Origin of the sequence: Frankia sp. AgKG'84/4 (assembly GCF_023242965.2) — a bacterium.
In the GTDB taxonomy this organism is placed as follows: Bacteria; Actinomycetota; Actinomycetes; order Frankiales; family Frankiaceae; genus Frankia.
Window position 1 is genome coordinate 1 of record NZ_JALKFU020000044.1, and the last position, 18,697, is coordinate 18,697.

General features: G+C 71.1%; 20 protein-coding genes and 1 tRNA gene. 5 read left to right on the forward strand and 16 right to left on the reverse strand.

Features of this window, described 5'->3' with window-relative positions:
- The first annotated feature begins 918 nt into the window (after positions 1-918).
- Both MXD58_RS05510 and MXD58_RS05515 read left to right on the forward strand, forming a co-directional pair.
- A complete protein-coding gene (locus tag MXD58_RS05510) occupies positions 919-1,476 on the forward strand; it encodes a hypothetical protein (RefSeq protein ID WP_248840807.1) in 558 nt (185 codons plus the stop codon).
- 158 nt (positions 1,477-1,634) lie between these two features.
- A tRNA-Pro gene (locus MXD58_RS05515) sits at positions 1,635-1,708 on the forward strand.
- A gap of 230 nt (positions 1,709-1,938) precedes the next feature.
- Here the strand turns inward: MXD58_RS05515 and MXD58_RS05520 are convergent.
- The gene (locus MXD58_RS05520; RefSeq protein ID WP_248840808.1) at positions 1,939-2,190 is read right to left on the reverse strand and encodes a hypothetical protein; all 252 of its coding nucleotides are present in this window, start codon (positions 2,188-2,190) and stop codon (positions 1,939-1,941) included.
- Here MXD58_RS05520 and MXD58_RS05525 point away from each other — a divergent pair.
- On the forward strand, positions 2,180-2,674 hold the full coding sequence (locus MXD58_RS05525; protein WP_248840809.1) for a glycoside hydrolase family 26 protein: 495 nt from the start codon (positions 2,180-2,182) through the stop codon (positions 2,672-2,674). The genes MXD58_RS05520 and MXD58_RS05525 overlap by 11 nt on opposite strands.
- A gap of 111 nt (positions 2,675-2,785) precedes the next feature.
- Here the strand turns inward: MXD58_RS05525 and MXD58_RS05530 are convergent, their stop codons facing one another.
- On the reverse strand, positions 2,786-3,181 hold the full coding sequence (locus MXD58_RS05530; RefSeq protein ID WP_248840810.1) for a hypothetical protein: 396 nt from the start codon (positions 3,179-3,181) through the stop codon (positions 2,786-2,788).
- Between the two features lie 845 nt (positions 3,182-4,026).
- On the opposite strand from MXD58_RS05530, the gene MXD58_RS05535 reads away from it, so the two are divergent.
- The gene (locus MXD58_RS05535) at positions 4,027-4,551 is read left to right on the forward strand and encodes a hypothetical protein (protein ID WP_248840811.1); all 525 of its coding nucleotides are present in this window, start codon (positions 4,027-4,029) and stop codon (positions 4,549-4,551) included.
- A gap of 105 nt (positions 4,552-4,656) precedes the next feature.
- Here the strand turns inward: MXD58_RS05535 and MXD58_RS05540 are convergent, their stop codons facing one another.
- From MXD58_RS05540 to MXD58_RS05595, 12 genes are all read right to left on the reverse strand, one after another.
- Entirely contained in the window at positions 4,657-5,199 is a 543-nt protein-coding gene (locus tag MXD58_RS05540; RefSeq protein ID WP_248840812.1) for a hypothetical protein, read from the reverse strand.
- Between the two features lie 20 nt (positions 5,200-5,219).
- Positions 5,220-5,531 carry a hypothetical protein gene (locus MXD58_RS05545; RefSeq protein WP_248840813.1) on the reverse strand — a complete coding sequence of 104 codons (312 nt, stop codon included), beginning with the start codon at positions 5,529-5,531 and terminating at the stop codon, positions 5,220-5,222.
- 103 nt (positions 5,532-5,634) lie between these two features.
- Positions 5,635-7,242, reverse strand: coding sequence for an HNH endonuclease signature motif containing protein (locus MXD58_RS05550; protein WP_248840814.1), 1,608 nt, complete (start codon positions 7,240-7,242; stop codon positions 5,635-5,637).
- A 223-nt stretch (positions 7,243-7,465) separates the two neighbouring features.
- The gene (der, locus tag MXD58_RS05555) at positions 7,466-8,908 is read right to left on the reverse strand and encodes a ribosome biogenesis GTPase Der (protein WP_248840815.1); all 1,443 of its coding nucleotides are present in this window, start codon (positions 8,906-8,908) and stop codon (positions 7,466-7,468) included.
- Positions 8,909-8,978: 70 nt separating this feature from the next.
- Positions 8,979-9,860 carry a lysophospholipid acyltransferase family protein gene (locus MXD58_RS05560; protein ID WP_248840816.1) on the reverse strand — a complete coding sequence of 294 codons (882 nt, stop codon included), beginning with the start codon at positions 9,858-9,860 and terminating at the stop codon, positions 8,979-8,981.
- Positions 9,857-10,666: a (d)CMP kinase gene (cmk, locus tag MXD58_RS05565; RefSeq protein WP_248840817.1), complete on the reverse strand. Its 810-nt coding sequence runs from the start codon at positions 10,664-10,666 to the stop codon at positions 9,857-9,859. Before cmk ends, MXD58_RS05560 begins: the two co-directional genes overlap by 4 nt.
- Positions 10,667-10,909: 243 nt before the next feature.
- Positions 10,910-12,022: a prephenate dehydrogenase gene (locus MXD58_RS05570; protein ID WP_248840818.1), complete on the reverse strand. Its 1,113-nt coding sequence runs from the start codon at positions 12,020-12,022 to the stop codon at positions 10,910-10,912.
- A gap of 37 nt (positions 12,023-12,059) precedes the next feature.
- Complete coding sequence (locus tag MXD58_RS05575; protein WP_248840819.1) at positions 12,060-12,803, reverse strand: pseudouridine synthase; 744 nt, start codon at positions 12,801-12,803, stop codon at positions 12,060-12,062.
- A 64-nt stretch (positions 12,804-12,867) separates the two neighbouring features.
- Positions 12,868-13,449 (reverse strand): SMC-Scp complex subunit ScpB, encoded by a 582-nt coding sequence (scpB, locus tag MXD58_RS05580; protein ID WP_248840820.1) that lies wholly within the window; start codon positions 13,447-13,449, stop codon positions 12,868-12,870.
- Complete coding sequence (locus MXD58_RS05585) at positions 13,446-14,513, reverse strand: segregation and condensation protein A (protein WP_248840821.1); 1,068 nt, start codon at positions 14,511-14,513, stop codon at positions 13,446-13,448. Before MXD58_RS05585 ends, scpB begins: the two co-directional genes overlap by 4 nt.
- Before the next feature lie 53 nt (positions 14,514-14,566).
- Positions 14,567-15,256 carry a M50 family metallopeptidase gene (locus MXD58_RS05590; protein WP_248840822.1) on the reverse strand — a complete coding sequence of 230 codons (690 nt, stop codon included), beginning with the start codon at positions 15,254-15,256 and terminating at the stop codon, positions 14,567-14,569.
- A gap of 39 nt (positions 15,257-15,295) precedes the next feature.
- On the reverse strand, positions 15,296-16,285 hold the full coding sequence (locus MXD58_RS05595; RefSeq protein WP_308301910.1) for a ParA family protein: 990 nt from the start codon (positions 16,283-16,285) through the stop codon (positions 15,296-15,298).
- Positions 16,286-16,923: 638 nt separating this feature from the next.
- On the opposite strand from MXD58_RS05595, the gene MXD58_RS05600 reads away from it, so the two are divergent.
- Positions 16,924-17,574, forward strand: a complete 651-nt coding sequence (locus MXD58_RS05600; protein WP_248840823.1) for an MBL fold metallo-hydrolase — start codon at positions 16,924-16,926, stop codon at positions 17,572-17,574.
- Between the two features lie 77 nt (positions 17,575-17,651).
- Here the strand turns inward: MXD58_RS05600 and MXD58_RS05605 are convergent, their stop codons facing one another.
- Positions 17,652-17,954: a GlsB/YeaQ/YmgE family stress response membrane protein gene (locus MXD58_RS05605; protein WP_248840824.1), complete on the reverse strand. Its 303-nt coding sequence runs from the start codon at positions 17,952-17,954 to the stop codon at positions 17,652-17,654.
- A 218-nt stretch (positions 17,955-18,172) separates the two neighbouring features.
- Positions 18,173-18,697, reverse strand: a 525-nt coding sequence (locus MXD58_RS05610) for a hypothetical protein (protein ID WP_250609089.1), incomplete at its 5' end; no start/stop codon positions are given.

The following is an 18,697-nucleotide window of genomic DNA, read 5'->3' on the forward strand; positions in this document are numbered from 1 at the left end:
AGGACAGGCGGCAGCTCCGCCGCCGCACGCGCCCCGGCGCCGTCACGACCACCGTCGAAGGCCGGCTCCGCCAGCCGAAACCCACTGCTGATCACCAGCACCGCGCCCACCAACAGCAACCCCGGCCACATCAGCGAACGCCGGCGACCCGCCGAGTCCCGTCGTCCGCCCGGCCGGCCCCGCAGCCCGTACACCCTGAGCCTGTCCGCCACCGACCCGCGGCCGGACCACCCACCCGGGCCGGACCACCCACCCGGGCCAGAGCACCCATCCGCCCGCGACACGGCGGTGGACGGGACCACACCCCAGCGCCGACGGCCCCGCCCGGCGGCGCCTGGGCGGCGCGCGGCGGACCCCGCCACCCGCGGCCGAACCCGGCCCGATCCCGCACCGCCCACCCAGGTTCCCGACGAACGAACGCGATGAAACCGACCGCTCCAGGACACGCCACGACGCGGTCCTTCCCACCCCCGGCCAGCGGTCCGCGGTGGGTCACCGGGCACGACGCGCCGGCCGGGCTCCGTCGATTCCTCGGACGCATCGGGCTTCCGGTGACCGCCCTCGTTCTCGTGGTCCACAGTCCCTCCCGTCCACAGGTCCGACCGCCGGCCGCCCCGCGTCCCGGGTCATCGGGGCCGCTGTGCACCAAGGCCACAGTCGCCTTACCGACCGTCACTGTAACGATCCGAGAGAGCACAATCGGTAAGCAGCGGTCGGCGCACCGTGCGACCCGACATCACTGAATCCCATTACTAATTAAGCCCGACATCTGGCAACGAAACGGCGCACTCGGCGCTCGGCGAGCCGGCGAATCCGACCGCACCACGCCCAGCGAGCTTGGCGTGCTTCGCCACACCCACTCGCTATGGTGTCACTCGCAGTGATGGCACGATCACCATCAGTGAGAGAGGGGACCACATGAAGAAGGGTATGGGGCGCGGCGCCGCCATCCTGGCGCTGTCCAGCGCGGCGAGCGTTGCACTGACCTTGGGGCCTAGCCTGGCGGCCGCCAACGCGTTCGACGACAAGAACGACGGCGGCATCGGCAACAAGGACAACTGCGTCGGCAACAAGGACGGCAAGGACGGCAAGGACGACTGGGACATCTTCGGCGACAAGGACAAAGACAAGGACAAGGACGTCGCCAAGGACGACAAGGACGGCAAGGACGGCAAGGACCTCAACGAGGACAAGCAGGTCCGCGCCGACGACATCGACAAGGACAAGGACGGCGACTGGTTCAACTGGGATGACAAGGACAAGGACAAGGACGGCAGGGACTGCCCGGTCGGCGGCGTTGTCGCCGGTGTCGGTGTCGGTGTCGTCGGCGGCGGCGTCGGCGGCGGAGTTGCCGCTGGCGGCGGCGGCATGGCCGACCCCTCGTCCTCGCCCATGATCCCGCTCGCCGGTGCCGCGTTCGGCGCCCTTCTGATCGGCGCAGGGGTGGCTCGGCGGCGCGCCCAGGGCGCGGCCTGACTCTGCCATCCCGCGGCATCAGCCGCAGGAAACCCTCGTGGGTGACGGCCTCGGCCTGGTCCCACGCGGGCCGCGCACGAGGGTCCGGGGGTCGCGTCAACGTCGACGCGACCCCCGGTCACACTCGGAGCCTCCAGTACGGTAACGTTGCTTCCGTACGGGACGTGGCGCAGCTTGGTAGCGCACCAGACTGGGGGTCTGGGGGTCGCAGGTTCAAATCCTGTCGTCCCGACAACGAGATTGCCCCCCTCGGCCGATCGCGGCGGAGGGGGCTTTCGCATTTCATGGACACCCTGTGGACACTTGAGTGGATCATGAAAAACATGGGCTTCGCCTAGCCTCGCCGGCGCCACTTCCTGCGATTCCACGGCCGAATCCGGCCCGTGCGGGCGATGTGACGTTCTTCACTCCGAGGCGCTGGCCAGCCTTGCACCATGCGGGTGTGTCGCTACGCCTGGACGGTCAGGCTGCGGTCGCGGCCTCGTACCGGGACGGCAGGACCTTGACGATCCGGTCCTCTGTCTCGCGCAGGACATGGGAGTAGACCCCGGAAATGCCACTCGGCGCGTGTCCCAGCCGCGTCTCGATGGCGGCATCGGGAATGCCGGCCGCCTCCAGGACCGCTTTGTGGCAGCATCGTTCCGCGATGCCCGCGGTGTCTGGGTAGAGCGCCGACGCGCACGTCGCCGCCTTCCGCCGGGTCGTGACCAACATCCGCAAGACCGCGTCGGGCGCCGAGATCGCCTGGACGGTCAACGCCGGCGGCAGCCAGAACCCACCCTCAAAGAACCCTCTCAACCTGTGGCCCGGCGACGAGTACGTCGACCACGTCGGGATCGACCTCTACGACCACTGGCCCCGTGCCGTCGGGGATGGGGCGGTCGCCGCCCGCGAGGCCACCCCGTACCGGGCGCAGTTCTGGGCCGCGTTTGCCCGCCAGCACGGCAAGCCGACCCTGTGGCCGGAGTGGGGCCTGAACACCGTCAGCCAGCAGGGCGGCGGCGACAACCCGGCCTACATCCGCTGGATGCACGACTTCTTCGCTGCCCAGTGGGCGCAGCGCCTGCCCAACGGGCGCCCGGCGCTGACCGGGGAGAGTTACTTCGACGACTACACGACGACCAACGTCAGCTCCGGCCTGCGGGAGTGGAACCGCAACCCGAACTCGGCCGCGGAGTACCTGCGGCTGTGGAGCTGAGGCGCGATCTTCATCGCTGGAAAACCAGGAGGGTGGCCGGCGACAGACTCTCGCAGGCCACCCTTCTTCGCGGACCCTCTCGGCCGCACTCACCGGTACAAGCTGACCGCGCTAGGTCAAGGTTTCCGGGAGGGGGAGAGGTGGCAGCGGAAGCAACGGGTCATCCGCGGTTCCATAGCCGGACGAGATCGATCTTCCGACCTGGATGCTGTACGCGTCCACCACGTTGAGAGACTCCCCCACCCGGGGCCACGGGAGTCTCGTGATTCGCGAGACCGCGACCTGGACGCTGTCCAGCGCGACGTGAATCAGGCCCGCGAAATCATCAGCGTTCTCCGGATTGGAGATCAGTGCCAGATCCAAACACGGCGTAACCTCGGCACCTTCCTTGACCACAAGATCGGCACCGGAATCCGAGATCAGCAAGAGTCCCGGCGGCAACGTTTCGGACAGATTGCTGACAAGGAACTCTGCCACGATCCTGGCTGGATCAAGGGAATCGGTCACATCACACACCCATTCTGGACGGAGTTATAGACGTTTCCAGTGTCAGAGACCAGGTTAACAGATATCGACATCCGCCGACCCTGCAAGGCGAGCTTGGCAGGGATGGAGCCGTGCGGGAAATAGGGATAGTGCTTGTTTTTCCCGTCCAGCACCCTCTTGCCCCCGAGCACCGAGATTCGATAGAATCCCGGCTTCTCCGAGACCGAAGTCATGGCTCCACTCCAAACGAAGGTGCCCTGAGCCGTCTCACCGAGGTGCAAGACCCCAGAGTTCCATGGATCGACGGGTTGCTCTTGCAGCTCGGCATAGGAACGACGGCGGATGCCGCCCCAGCGGACCCGACGAGAGTCCCTGCCAGGGTCAGGAACAACACGACAAAACTTATCACTAGCCTTGTCGCGCGGGAAGCCCCATCTGTTGGAATAGGCTGGACCTGACACCGAGAACGCTCAACGGCGGCCGACGCGATTAGCCGTTACCTGAGAATGCGCAGCGCTCGCACCGACCACCTTTCTTTCGATACGCGTACGGCGTCTCGGCGTAGCTTTTCGCGTGACGTTCGACCGGTCTGTGCGAAAACCCGGCGCCATCCCGCCGAATATTCGCGACCAGACCCGGCGCGTACCCGGCGGTGATTCCGCGCTTCGCGCGGCCTGTCACGTCCCCAGGAGGGCGACCGGCAATAAGTGGGCAGCGATCATCTGTGGGTTCTCAACGGCACGAGGGTGACACCCAAGCAGGCGGCAACCCGGCGGCAACCCGGCAACGTCATAGACCGTTTGCTGTCAGTATCAAAAGGAGCGGTCTCACGCAGGGACCCGTTGTCACACAGGGGACCCCATGCCATGACCGATGTCGACACCGAGCGTCTCGGGCACCTGCTAACCCGGGCCTACCGGTCCGGTGTCGCCCTGTCGTCGGACCTGCTGCAACATCCCGAATTGCTCGACGTTCTCGCACAGACGCGCGACGGTGAAGATCAGATGTTCCGGGTTCGGCGAGGGCACCAGCTCCTCGTTTCATCGGTCGCGTCGCTCAGATCTCCGCACTCGGATGCTCTGAGGGCGCTGCTCGACATCGAGCCGCTCCCGCCAGGGCGACGCATGGTCCTCAATCTCACCGAACGTCGCGAGCGTGCGGGCACCTACTTCAACGTGGCGGGAGACACCTTCCGGCGCCACCACGAGCGGCGCCACACCCAGGAGTTGGCTGGCGAACTACACAGGCGCCTGAAGTCGATGGAGGATACGGTTCGCCCTGTCCTCCGCGTCCACGGGCGAGAGGAACCGCCAGGCGAACGCACGATTCCCAAGCGGACCCAGCCAGCGACCCCGCCGCCTCCGGCGTCTACATACCGACCTCGCACCTGAGCCAAGGTCTTCGCCCTGGCCTGCGATCGCGCAGGATGGATGATTGCTGGCCATGAGCAGCGGCGCGGAGAGGCGAAGGGTTCGGCCTTTGATGTGGCTGCTGGATCAGCAGAAGGGCTCCGTGCTCGCCGGGCGCATCGTGGCGAGCTTCGCCCAGCACAACGCCGCCACCGTGGCGTCCGCGACCGGGTCGTGGGCGACGAGGTCAGGCCGCCCACAGAACTCCCGCCGGTCCAGGTCCGGGTCCAGCCCGGCCATCCACAGCGCGCTGGCCAGCTCGTGCAGCGGGTACGGGCCGGCGAACTCGCGAAGTTCCCGATCCCGTTGCACGCAGGCCCGGAACAGGCCCGCCTCCACTGGGGTCTGGATATCAGCGACGGCCTCCACATCTCGACCTCGACCCCCGTGCCGTTCCCAGAAGGCCCAGAATGCCTCCAGGAGCTCGGCCCGCGAGGGGTAGAGCGGCAGGTGGACCACCGGCACGACGTTGCGTCGTGTCCAGTCGTCGGTGACCTCTCCAGGGGAGATCTGCCCAGCGAACGTCGCCGTCACGGCCCGCGTCGCGGGGTCGAGCAGGACCGCGCCGATGGCCCACACCTGCCCGTAGAGGCCGTTCGTCTCCGCGTCCACACCAAAGATCGCCGTCATGGCCGCGACGGTAACGCGACCTAGGCGGCCTCGCGAGCGCCACGGGGCCCGGCGCCGGCCCAGCGGCGCAGCGCCTCCAGCTCCACCGCCGCCAGCCGCCCGTCGAGCGCGAACAGGGCCGCCACCGTGCCGGGCGGTACGCCGGCCTCGCGGGCGACCGTGAGCGGCGTGAGCTCGCGCTCGCGCACCACGTCGGCGACCGTGCGGGCGAGGTCCGCCAGCGGGCCGGTGAGCTCGGCCCAGCGTCGGCGCGCCGCGCGCGCTACCGCGGCGAACGACGCGCGGTCCAGCTCGGCGAGTTCCGCCGCGCCGGGTCGTAGTGGGCTGTGCATTCCGCTGGCCATCCGCCGAGACTTACTGATCAACTGCCGGGGACACCGGGCGGCGGGGACAGTCTCCAGCCACATCCCCGTCTCCGACCGGGCAACGAGCCAGTCACCTTGTCGGCAACAGCCGGTCCGGAAACGGCTGGCTGTAGGGGTTGTGACGGGGCCGGCGGTGGGGATCGACGCGGTACGGTGGGATGAGCTGGGGTCGCTGGTGCTCATCGAAGGTGATGTCCCAGCCGTCGTGGTGCACCCGCCGATGGTGATCACCGCATAGAAGCACAAGATTGTGTAGGGCCGTCACGCCGCTGAACAGCCAATGGATCACATGGTGGCCCTCGCACCATGAAGGCGGTCGATCACAGCCAGGGAAGACGCACCCCCGGTCCCGGACAGCCAGCGCCCGGCGCAGTGCCGGCGGGATCGTTCTGGTCGTCCGGCCGACATCCAGCGGCACGCCGTGGGGATCGACCAGTATCCGCACGACCTCCGCATCGCAGCTCAACCGTCTCAGTGCCCCACGCGGCAACGGCAGGCCCCAGCTCGTCTCCGCCACCTCGACCCCACGCTCCACCAGCGTGGCCCACGGGACGGTGACGACCAGCTGCGGACGAATCCCACCCGAGGCGGGGACCGCACCGGCACCCACCGCCCGGCTGACCAGCTCGATCAGCGCATCCGCACGGCGGCGTGCCGAGCCGCGCCGATCCGGTGTCCCGTTCTCAGCGGGCTGAGGCGCGGCCAAGCCATCCAGGGCACTACGCAGCAGAGCCGCACCCTCGGCATCAAGTTCGCCATAGATCAGAGTCGTACCCTGCGGCGTATCGGTGAACGAGAGGCGGCGCACCGCCGCCGGATCCGGCGAACCGGCCTCGTCCTGTCGGCTTCCTTCACCAGCCCGACCGTCAGAACCTGCGCGCCGCGCGTCCTCACCGCCGGCAGCCGCATCACTGCCGGCGGTGTCGTTCACGGCGGCGTCGTTCACGGCGGAATCGGCATCCGCGCCAGGCGAAGCTGAGCCGTCTCCGGGACCATTCGCGTCACGCTTGTCGGAGTCGTGGCCCTTCCCACGACCGCCGCTACCGGCGTCTGCCGCCGGGTCCTCGCCGCCGGGCGAGGTGTCCACCATGGTGAGTTGCTCTCGCAGCCGCGCTGCCAACTTGACGAGCTGGTACGGATCGAAGGTGTGGGCGTACTCGACCAGCACGCGCTCGGCGGCGGCCCGTTGTTGCGTGCTGATCCCGCCAGGAAGCACGCGCATGGCTTCGCAGATCACCCGGGCCTGGTCGGCGCCGATCTCCCCCGCCGCCAGCGCCTGCCCGGTCAGCTGGCACGGGCCATCGAGGTCTCGGGCGACGGCGACCTGCCTGCGGGCCTCTGTCGGCGCCAGTACCAGTCGCTCGCGTAGCCAGCCTGGCAGATCCGCAGCGCCCTGCCGCACGGCGAAACCGCGGGAGAACGCATCCGCCAGGGCCTGGCCCCGCACTGCCGTCAGCCGCGAACCAACCTGATGGACGCCCTCGATCAGCTGGGCCAATGCGCCGTCCGACAGGCGCCATGGTTCGTCGGCGAGCAGGCCGCCGACCTGCTCGCCGATCACCAGCAGCCTCGAAAGCATGTCGCCCGGCGGCGCGGCAGGCGCGCCGTCCACATCCTCGTCCACGTCGATGACCATGAACGAACCGTAGGACTCCACCCCACCGCCTGTCGAACCCACGTTCGATTCCTGTGGACAACGGACAGCCTGTGGACAAGGGAATCCCCGGGGCGGGCGAATCCGGTAACAAGGGAGCTGCGGGACGGGCGAGGCCAGCTAGTGGAGAGTGCCCGTTCGGACAGGAGCCCCATCCACGGGGCAACTCCTGCGGACAGAGAGACGCCGTGGACGGAGGTCCAACGTGATCTGTATGCCTCTAGCGCCGCGCAGCAGCGGCCGAGGGTCAGGCGGGGCGACGGCGGTCGTTGCGTTCCCGGACGCGGACGGAGATCGAGATCGGGGAGCCGGCGAAGCCGAAGTCCTCGCGCAGGCGTCGCTCCAGGAAGCGGCGGTAGGTCGGCTCGAGGAAGCCGGTGGTGAAGACGACGAAACGCGGGGGGCGCACGCCGGCCTGGGTGGCGAAAAGGATCTTCGGAACCTTGCCGCCGCGGGCCGGCGGCGGGGTGGCGCCGGTGACCTCGCCGAGCCAGGTGTTGAGGCGGCCGGTCGGGATCCGCAGGCCCCACGAGTCCAGGGAGGTGCGCAGCGCCGGAGCCAGGCGTTCGGTGGCGCGACCGGTCTGGGCGGAGACGTTGACCCGCGGTGCCCAGGCGACCCGGGCGAGGTCGCGGGAGATCTCCTGCTCGAGGGTGTAGCGCCGGTCCTCGTCGACGAGGTCCCACTTGTTGAACGCGAGGACGAGCGCGCGCCCGGCGTCGACGACCATCGAGATCACCCGCTGGTCCTGCTCGGTGAGCGGCTGGGAGGCGTCCAGCAGGACGATGGCGACCTCGGCGGCGTCCAGCGCGGAGGCGGTGCGCAGCGACGAGTAGTACTCGGCGCCCGACGCCTCGCGGATGCGACGGCGCAGGCCGGCGGTGTCGATGAACATCCACTCTTCGCCGCCGACGGTGACCAGCTCGTCGACGGGGTCGCGGGTGGTGCCGGCGACGTCGTGCACGAGCGAGCGGCGGCTGCCGGCGATGCGGTTGAGCAGGCTGGACTTGCCGACGTTCGGCCGGCCGATGAGCGCGACCCGGCGCGGGCCGTCGGTCTCGTTGAAGACCTCACGCGGCGCCTCGGGCAGCACCGCGAGCACCGCGTCGAGCAGGTCACCGCTGCCCCGGCCGTGCAGCGCGGACACCGGGTGCGGCTCGCCGAGGCCGAGGCCCCACAGCGCCGCCGCGTCAGACTCGGTCCGGGCATCGTCGACCTTGTTCGCGACGAGGATGACGGGCAGACCACTACGGTGCAGGACCCGGGCGACGGCCTCGTCGGCGTCGGTGGCGCCGGTGGTGACGTCCACGATGAACAGCAGCGCGTCGGCGGTGTCGAGGGCGGCGCGGGCCTGCTCGGAGACCTGGGCTGCGAGCCCGGAGGCGTCGGGTTCCCAGCCGCCGGTGTCGACGAGGGTGAACCGGCGACCGTTCCACACCGCGTCGTAGGCGATCCGGTCACGGGTGACGCCGGGGACGTCCTCCACGACGGCGGCCCGGCGGCCGAGGATGCGGTTGACCAGCGTCGATTTGCCGACGTTCGGCCGGCCGACGACGGCAACGATCGGCTGGCCGAGCGCCGGGCCGAACAACGCCTGCCCGTTCTCGTCGACGCCATCGCCGACGCTCGCCGCGTCGTCGAGCAGACCGTCGCCGAGCGCGCCGTCATCGACCGCACCGTCGCGATTCATGCGGGTGTCCCGTCCGTTCATCACTGCCATGGCTGTGGTACCTGTCTTCGGGTCCGGTGGGCCTCGTCGGTCACGCGGCGGATTGGCCGTGGTCGGCACGGGCGGTTTCGAGGTGGTCCAGCAGGCGCACCCGGATGTCCTCGGCGACGGCGGCGAGCGCGCGCCGCGACCGGGGGTTCGCCGGGACGTCCACGTCGAACGGCTTGCCGAACACGACCCGCACCTGGACCGACCGGCGCGGCCACCGCGCGCCCTTCGGCAGCGCCGCGGCGGTGTTGATGCAGGCCACGGGGAGCACCCGGCAACGGCCATGGACGGCGAGGTAGGCGATGCCGTGCTGGACGGCGGCCATCTCCCCACTGCCACGCGTTCCTTCGGGGAACACCCCGATGGCCCCGCCGCGGGCCAGCTCGTCCAGCGCCGTGTGCAGCGCCTCCCGGTCGGGCCGGCCGCGGTCAATCGGAATCTGGCCGCTGATCAGCAGCAGCCGACCGACCACCCGGGTGTACATCTCGGACTTTACCAGGCAGCGCACGGTGCGCGGCGCCTCGATCACGACCAGTGGCCCGTCAAGCCAGCTGCTGTGGTTGCCGGCGAAGATCAGCGGTTCGCCGACGGGAACGTTCTCCACGCCTTCCAGGCGCACCCGCATGACCAGCCGGTTGAGGATCCGGCGGACGGTGGGCTTGAGCACCCGGTGCGGAAGGTCGTTGTAGATCGCCGACGCGGCCCCCCGGTGCAGCACCGCGCCAGCAGCGGCGGGCTTGGCGACAGCGGCCTCGACGGAAACAGGCTCGACGGAAACAGGCTCGGCAGTGGCAGGCGCGGCGATGCTGGACCCGGCGATGGCGGACTCGGGAGCGGGAGACTCCGCGACGGCGGGCGCGGCGACGGCGGGGGCCGCGGTCGGCGCGGCGTCGAGCGGGGCGGCGGCCGGCTCGGGGGCGGTCATGTCGTCACGTTGGTCGACTGGCCGCAGTGCCGCAGCACCTCGTCGACCACCTCGGGAATGCTCAGCGTGGTGGAGTCCAGCACGATGGCCCCGTCGGGGATGGCGAGCGGGTCCGCGGTCCGGTTGCTGTCCAGGGCGTCGCGCCGGCCGAGTTCGGCGAGGGTGCGCGCGACGTCGTCGACGCCCTTCTCCCCGAGCTGGCGGGACCGGCGCAGGGCGCGGACCTCGGTCGACGCGGTGAGGAACACCTTGATCGGAGCGTCCGGCGCGACGACGGAGCCGATGTCGCGGCCCTCGACGACGATGCCGCCCTCCGCCCGCGCCGACTCGATCAGCTGGCGCTGCTGGGCGACGAGCCGGGCCCGCACGACCGGCACGGCGGCGACCGCGCTGACCGCGTTGGTCACCGCCCGGGTGCGGATCGCGGCGTCGACCCTGGTCCCGTCGACGGCGACGGAGGGCTGGTCCGGGTCGGTGCCGATCGTGAGCACCGCCCGCTCGGCGAGCTCCGCGACCGCCTGCTGGTCCTCGAGGTCGACGCGTCGTTCCAGCGCGAGCTGGGTGACGGCCCGGTACATCGCGCCGGTGTCGAGGTAGCGCAGGCCGAGGCGCCGGGCGAGCTCGCGGGCCACGGTGCTCTTACCCGACCCGCCCGGGCCATCCACCGCGACGACCAGGCTCTCGCCCGGGTCCCGGGGGCGCGTCAGCGCGCCACCTCCGGCTCCGTGCGGCCCGGACATCGTTCCCTTCGCCCCGTCGGCGGCGATGTTGCCCGCCGGCAGCGCAGACCCCTGGTCGGGCTCCACCCGATTCCTCCGTCCCGGAAACGATGAGAGTCGTCGGGCCGCGGGCGCGGCATCGCGCACCGCCCCGGTCGGGGAGTGCGGCGCGGTCCGGTCTCGGACCGGACGCCGGGGCCCCGACGGCGGCCCGTCGGAGGGCTGGCGACGCACCCCGGCCCACGCACGGACCGGCGTCGTCAACCCGTGGGTCGCGCCGCGTTCGACGAACCGACACGTGCGACCCGGATCAGGCTACTCGGTGGCGCGTCAGGATCGACGGTATGCCGTCCAACCAGTCGCCGTGAGCCGGTCGACGACCTCGTCGGCGGCACCCGGATCGACGGCGAGCTCCACGATCCCGGCAGGCGCGTCGAGGCTGTGTTCGAACGGGCCGACGTCCTCGACGTTCACCTGCCACTCGCTGATCAGCCCGACGATCGCGGCGAGCTGGCCGGGACGGTCATCGAGCACGACGCCGATCCAGCCCCACTCCCGCGGTGACGCGCCGGACTTGCGGGGCAGCCGGGCGCGGCCGTCCTGCCCTGCGCGCATCAGGCTGGTCACCGCCGCGGTGACGTCGTCGGCGCCGCCCACGTCGAGAGTGTCGGCGAGCGCGCCGAGCCGGGCGCCGAGCTCACGCACCCGCCGCGCGATCGGCACCCGGTTGCCCTCGATGATCCCGGCCCACAGGCCGGCATCGCTCTCGGCGAGCCGGGTGGTGTCCCGGAAGCCCTGGCCGGCCAGCGGGATGTCCTGCGGGGCGAGCCCGACGACGGACCCCGCCAGCGCGCTGGCGACGATCTGCGGCACGTGCGAGAGCGCCGCCATCGCCTCGTCGTGATGGCGCGGGGTGGTGCGTACGGGGGTCGCCCCGCAGGCCAGCGCCACCGCGACGGTGGCGTGCAGCGCCGCGGAGCCGGTGTGCGGGACGGGGCAGACGGCCCACACCCGCTCGGCGAACAGGTCGGCGCGGGCGGAGACCGCGCCGTGGCGCTCCCGGCCGGCGATCGGGTGCGCCGGGCACCACGTCGACAGGTCGCAGCCGAGCTGGGCGCCTTCGACCAGCGGACGCACCTTGACGCTGCCGGCGTCGCTGACCGTTTCGGCGAGGCCGCCCTGCGTCAGGGAGCGGACTTCCCGGGCGATCGTCGGCAAGGGAGTGGCGATGACGGCATGCTCGACGCGCTCCCCCGCCCAGCGCCGGCCGGCGCCCATCTTCTCGGCGATGGCGACCTGGGCCTCGTCAACGTCCTGGAGCAGCACCTCGACGCCCCGCGCGGACAGCGCGAGCCCGATGCTGGTGCCGATCAGCCCTGTTCCGACGACGCCGACCCGGCGCAGCCGCGGCAGTCTGGCTGGATCCCAGCCCGATACGACCATGGGAAGACAGCCTATGGTGCCGTCACAGCTGGTGCCGTCACAGGTTGACGCCGCGGTACAGCGACCCGACCTCGTGCCGGGTGAGGTGGCGCGCGCGGCCGGCGCGCAGCGTGCCGAGGTGGACCGTGCCGAGGTTGGTCCGCACCAGCCGGCGCACCGGGTAGCCGACGCTGGCGAGCATCCGGCGCACGAGGCGCTTGCGCCCCTCGTGCACGATGATCTCCAGCATGACCCGGCCGTTCGCGTTGTCGACGATGCGCACGGAGTCGGCGCGCGCCATCCCGTCCTCCAGGTCGACGCCTTGGCGCAGCGTGCGCGGGACCTCACGGCGCAGCGGCCCGGAGACCTCGACGAGGTATGTCTTCGGCACGGAGTAGGACGGGTGGGTGAGGCGGTGGGCCAGCTCGCCGTCATTGGTGACGATCAGCAGGCCCTCGCTGTCGGCGTCGAGGCGGCCGACGTGGAACAGGCCGGGCCCGAACTCGGTGAGCAGGTCGGCGATGGTCGGCCGATTACGGTCGTCGGACATCGCCGTGAGCACGCCGCGGGGCTTGTTCAGCGCCAGATGCACGAGGCCGGCGCGGGTGACGATCCGCTCGCCGTCGACCTCGATGACCGCCAGCTCCGGGTCGACGCGGCGGCCCTGCTCGCGCACGACGGTGCCGTCGACGCGGACCCGGCCGGCAGCGATGAGCTCCTCGCTGTGCCGCCGCGAGCCCACGCCGGCGGCCGCGAGGACCTTCTGCAGCCGGATTCCCTCGTCGGATGCGGGTCGGGTCATCGGGCCACCAGCTCATGTGTCGGACAGATCAAACGGATCTGACTGGTCGGAGGGGACATGCGGTTCACGGGATGACGATGTCATCCAGATCGTCGAGGCCGGGCAGCAGGGGGGCCAGCGGCGGCAGCTCGTCGAGGCCGCGTAGACCCATCCGCTCCAGGAAGTAGTCGGTCGTACCGTAGAGGATCGCACCGGTCTCGCGGTCGTGCCCGACCTCCTCGACGAGCCGGCGCGCGGTCAGGGTGCGGATGGTGCCGTCGGCGGATACCCCGCGCACGGCCGCGATCCGGCCCCGGCTGACCGGCTGCTGGTAGGCGACGACGGCGAGGGTTTCCAGGGATGCCTGGGACAGCCGCGCCGACTGGCCGGCGAGCACGAAGCTCTCCACCCAGGGCGCGCACTCGTCCGCGGTGTAGTACCGCCAGCCGGCGCCGACGTGACGCAGCCGAAACCCGCGGCCCTGGCGGACGTAGTCCTCGGCAAGCTCGGGCAGCAGCCGCTCGATCTCGCGGGCGGACGCGCCGAGACCGGTGGCGAGTTCCGCCACGCCGACCGGCCGCTCCGCGACCATCAGCACCGCCTCCAGCAGCGCGGCCAGTGGCGGACGCTCGCCGGAGCTGTCGGAACCGTCCGGGGGGCGGGTCACGATGCCTCCTCGCCATCGCCATCGACGTCGCGATCGACGGCGACATCGACACTGGCGCCGTCGTCGCTGTTCACGTCGGCGCCGTTCACGTCAGCGCCGTTCACGTCGTCGCCGTTCACGTCGTCGCCGTTCACGTCGTCGCCGTACAGGCCGCGGCCGACGGTCGTCAGGCCGTCCTGGCCGTCGTCGTCCACCGCGATCCAGCGCACGATCAGTTCGCCGAGCGGGATCTCCTGGTCGAACGAGACCCGCCCCTCCCGGAACAGCTCGAGCAGCGCCAGGAAGCGGGCGACGACCTCGATCGTCTGCCGGCAGCCGGCGCACAGGGTGCGGAAGTCCGCGGTGCCGAGCTCGCGCAGCAGGCCGATGATCGCGATCATATGCTCGCGGACACTGACCCTGGGCAGGTGCACGTGGTCCGTGGCGACCAGCGGGGGCAGCGCCGGCTCGCGCAGTCGCGCGGCGAGCGCGGCGAGTTCCGTGGGCCCGATGCCGAGCTGGACCTCGGGCAACGCATCGGCGTAGCGGGCCTCCAGCGGCACCGCGCGCGGGACGTGGCGGGACTCCAGCGCCATCAGCCCGGCGAACAGTCCGGCGGCCTCCTTGTAGGCCTTGTACTGCAGCAGCCGGGCGAACAGCAGGTCGCGGGCCTCCAGCAGGGCGAGGTCCTCCGACTCGTCGTCGGACAGGGCGCCGGGCAGCAGCCGGGCGGCCTTGAGGTCCAGCAGTGTGGCCGCGATGACCAGGAACTCGGTGGCCTGGCCCAGGTCGAACCGCGTGCCCAGCCGGCGGAGGTGCGCGACGAACTCGTCGGTGACCTGCGAGAGCGCGACCTCGGTGACGTCGAGCCGGTGTTTGGCGATCAGCGACAGCAGCAGGTCGAACGGCCCGGAGAAGTTGGCGAGCTCGACCACGAACTGCTCGGTACGACCGCCGCGGCCGGTCCGCGCCGCCGCGGCGTCGACGCCCGGTTCCGCGCCGGCCGCGGCCTCGCTCACGCGGTCGACCGAGACCCGCGCCCGCGGGATCGCGCGCTTGTCGGCGTCGGCCTGGGACCGGGTCATGGCGCCACGCTACGCGGGTTCCCCCGGCGCATGATCCAGGCCATCGTCCGGGCTCAGCCCAGGTTGAGGCCGATCAGCGAGGCGAGCCCACGCAGCAGCGGGCCGATCAGCTGGCCGACGACGGAGGGGAACCCGGCGAACAGCACCGGCAGCAGCAGCAACGCAAGCAGGATGATCAGGCCGATGTTGCCCTCGGTGAGGCGGTAGTGGGCGCTACGCCAGCCCGGCGAGGTCGGGCCGAGCAGGAACACGAGCCGGCCGCCGTCGGTCGGCGGGACGGGGATGAGGCTGACGATGAGCATCGAGCCGAACGTGACCGCGAGCCAGAGGGTCAGCTCCGCGGCGAAGCTGTTCGCCACCGTCACCTCGGTGACGCGGTTGCCGAGCTCGATCGACGCGTTGTCGCCGAGGACCTGGAACAACGCCAGCGAGCCGAGGGCGAGCAGCAGGTACGCGATGGGCCCGGCGAGGACCGCGGCGGCGACGTGGAAGCGCCGCTTGCGCCACACGTCGTTCATCGGCACGGACTCGGCCCAGCCGTGGCCCACGATGACCACGGCCAGGCCGCTGTAGGGGCTCAGCCGGTGCTTGATGTGCGTCGTCAGCCGGCCGGCGCGCATCGGAGTCGGGTCGCGCACGAGCCGGGCGACAAGGACCTGCGCGGCGTCGTGCGCGTACACACCGAGGAGGAAGGCAACCGCGATCCCGAGAAGCGCCGCCGGTTCGGCAAGATGGAACAGCACGTTGCTACCTTTTCGTCCCAGTCGCCGAAAGTGCCGGATTTAGCCGACGGCCGGTGGCGTGTCGTGCCGGACCATCAGCTCGCGGGCGAGCCGACGGTAGCCCGCGGCGCCGACCGAGGTCGGCGCGTAGGTCGTGATCGGCTCACCGGCCACCGTCGTCTCCGGGAACCGAACCGTCCGGTTGATCACCGTGTGGAACACCTCGTCGGGGAAGCGTTCGACGACGCGGGCGAGCACCTCCCGGGCGTGCAGCGTACGGGCGTCGTACATGGTGGCGAGGATGCCGGCCACCTCGAGGCGGGAGTTCAGCCGCTCGCGGACCTTGTCGATGGTCTGCAGCAGCAGCGCCACCCCGCGCAGCGCGAAGTACTCGCACTCCAGCGGGACGATGACGGCGTCCGCGGCGGTCAGCGCGTTGACGGTCAGCAGGCCGAGCGAGGGCTGGCAGTCAACGAGGATGACGTCGTAGTCGTCGAGGATCGGGGCGAGCGCGCGGGCGAGCGAGTGCTCCCGGCCGACCTCGGTGACCAGCAGCACCTCGGCGGCGGACAGGTCGATGTTGCTCGGCAGCAGGTCGAGCCCGTCGATCTGGGTCTCGACGATGACCTCGCGGATGTCGTTCTCGCGGCCGAGCAGCAGGTCGTGGACGGTCAGGTCGAACTGCATCGGGTTGATGCCGAGACCGACCGAGAGCGCGCCCTGCGGGTCGAAGTCGACCAGCAGCACCCGGCGGCCGTACTCGGCGAGCGCGGCGCCGAGGTTGATGGTGCTGGTGGTCTTGCCGACGCCGCCCTTCTGGTTGCACATGGCGACGATCCAGGCGGGCCCGTGTGAGGTGAGCGGAGCGGGAACACGGAAGGACGGCAGCGGGCGGCCGGTGGGACCGGGCTCGCCGACCCCTTCATCGATGGTCCCGCCGCCGGCTTCGAGGCGCCCTTCCTCGGACAGCCGGGGATCACCGACCGTGACCTCCCCATAGGAGAGACGGATCGGGGACTCGACGGAGGGAGCGTCGGCGAAACGAACCACGGACGGGTTGCTCCTTCTACAAAGAGCAGAAACGGACCGGTAGGAGCGTACCGACATCGACCCGTTCTCGGCGTCGCCGGGTGGCCGCAAAGCGGCGTGTCGCGCATCGGCGGCCTGCGCGCCTTGGCCGCCGGCCGCCACAAGGGTGCGGAATCATCCACCTGGTGTGATGGATTGATGTCGCTCTGGCGCACGATGGCCGGCGAACGGCCCGCGAAGGCCTATCCGACATCGCGGCCAACGGCCGCCAGCATCGCGCAATCTCCACCTATGGGCGCACGGAGGGTGCGACGGCGTGGCCCGGATGGTGGGAACGCCGCCGGGGGCCGGACCGGATTCCCACCGGTCGCCGCCCGCGGCGCCCACTTCGGTGCTACCGCTTTCGTGGCGGTCCCTCCGGGCGGCTCCGGTTGGTGGTCGCGGCGCCCCGGGCGGTGGGGCGGGGGCCCACCGGCGACCCGCCGGTGCCCCCAGAGCGCGCCCGGCTGCCCCGAACGGGTGAGATCATGCCCGCCCGTCCGCATCGGCGGCCCGAGCGGGGCGCCAGGGCGCCACTGGGCGGGGCGCCGACCGATACGGTCGGAACGGCGAGCAGGGCCGCCCGGGATGCGGACGGCGATCGGGGATGGGGGGACGTCATGACCGGCAGTACGGAACTTCGGGTGGACCGGGTGATCACTCGCGGTGACTTCACCCTGGACGGCCAGTCGTTCACGGTCGACAACAACGTCTGGCTCGTCGGTGACGACCACGGCGTGGTCGTCATCGACGCCGCGCACGACCCATCGGTGATCGCCGCGGCGATCGGCGACCGGGTCGTCACCTCGATCGTGGCCACGCACGGTCACAATGATCACATCAACGCCGCCGCGGAACTCGCCGACCTGGTGCGCGCTCCCATCGCCCTGCATCCCGACGATGACGTGCTGTGGCGCGCCGTCTACCCGCGGCGCGAACCCGACCGGGCACTCGCCGACGGCCAGCTCGTCACGCTGCCCGGCGGCGGTGCGCTGCGGGTCCTGCACACCCCCGGTCACTCCCCCGGCGGCATCTGCCTGTTCGGCGAACTCGGCGGGGAACCGGTCGTGTTCAGCGGCGACACGCTGTTCCGCGGCGGTCCCGGCGCGACCGGCCGGTCGTTCTCGGACTTCCCGACGATCCTCGCCTCGATCCGCGCGAAGCTGCTCACCCTGCCGGCGCAGACCGTCGTCCACACCGGCCACGGCGACGACACGACGATCGGCGAGGAGAGCGTCGACTACGACGACTGGGTGCGCCGGGGCCGCTGACGCGGCCCCGGGCTGGACATCGTCACCCGAGCAGCGGCACCCGAGCAGCGGCACCCGGGCAGCGGCCGCAGGTCCTGTCACAGTCTCCCGGCCGTGTGCCTGTCGTGCGGGCGGCCGCCGCTCTTGCGGGCCGCCCACAGCGGCGCGGCCAGCAGGATCAGGCCCACCGCGACACCGACCTGCAGGATGTGGCGGATCCAGTCGATCCCGCCGGTGTGCCGCACACCGATCGCGCTGGCAATGACATTGCCGACGAGTGCGCCGACGATACCGATGGCCACGGTCAGCCAGAGCGGAATGTCCTGCTTACCCCGGACGATCAGGCGGGCCAACACACCGATCACCAGTCCGGCCAGGATGATCCAGATAATTTGGAACACCGCGCACCCCCACTAGAGAACATGCTCTGGGATTTGTTCCGCGTCCATCCGTCACCGAAACCAGGCACGCCGGTCGCCATCGGGAACAGCGCCCCTGCCAGCGGTGCCGGCCGGGAACAATGTCGAGTGTCACGGCGAATCCGCCCACGCCGTATCCGCCGGTCGCCAGGGGTCGTTTCCCCGGATTTCGCGGCGGCGGTGGCGCCGGGCGGAGCAGGTCAGCTCGGCAGGCCCCGGGGGTCGACCGCACGCAGCTCGACAGCCGCGATACCGGGTCGCGCCGTGCCGCCGGCCGCCACCCGGAAGTAGCCGCGCAGGCGGAAAAAGTCCCCGGCGCGGTCGAAGGTCGCACCGCCACCGGTCATCCCGGCCAGCCGGTACCTGGTGCCGACGCAGCCCAGCGCCGGCTCCGAGCCGGGCGTCTGGCCGTAGACGAGCCGTTCGCACTGCCCGTACAGGGTCAGGTTCGGCACGGCGTCGCCGCCCAGCTCCGGGCCGGGGAAGAACGACTCGGTGTTGCCGTCGACCGGGGCCAGCAGGTCCAGGTGCACGACATCGTCGTTGTGGGTGGCGACGAAGTCGACGAACGGCTTGCTCGCCCCGAGCTGGCCGACCGCGCCCCGGAAGGTCGCGACGTCGCCGAGCCCCGGCGCCCCCATGGCGCTGGACGTGACCGTGCCGCGCGGCGCCGGCCCATCCGGCGCGGCGGGAACCCGCTGGACCACCGGGCTCGACCCGACCCC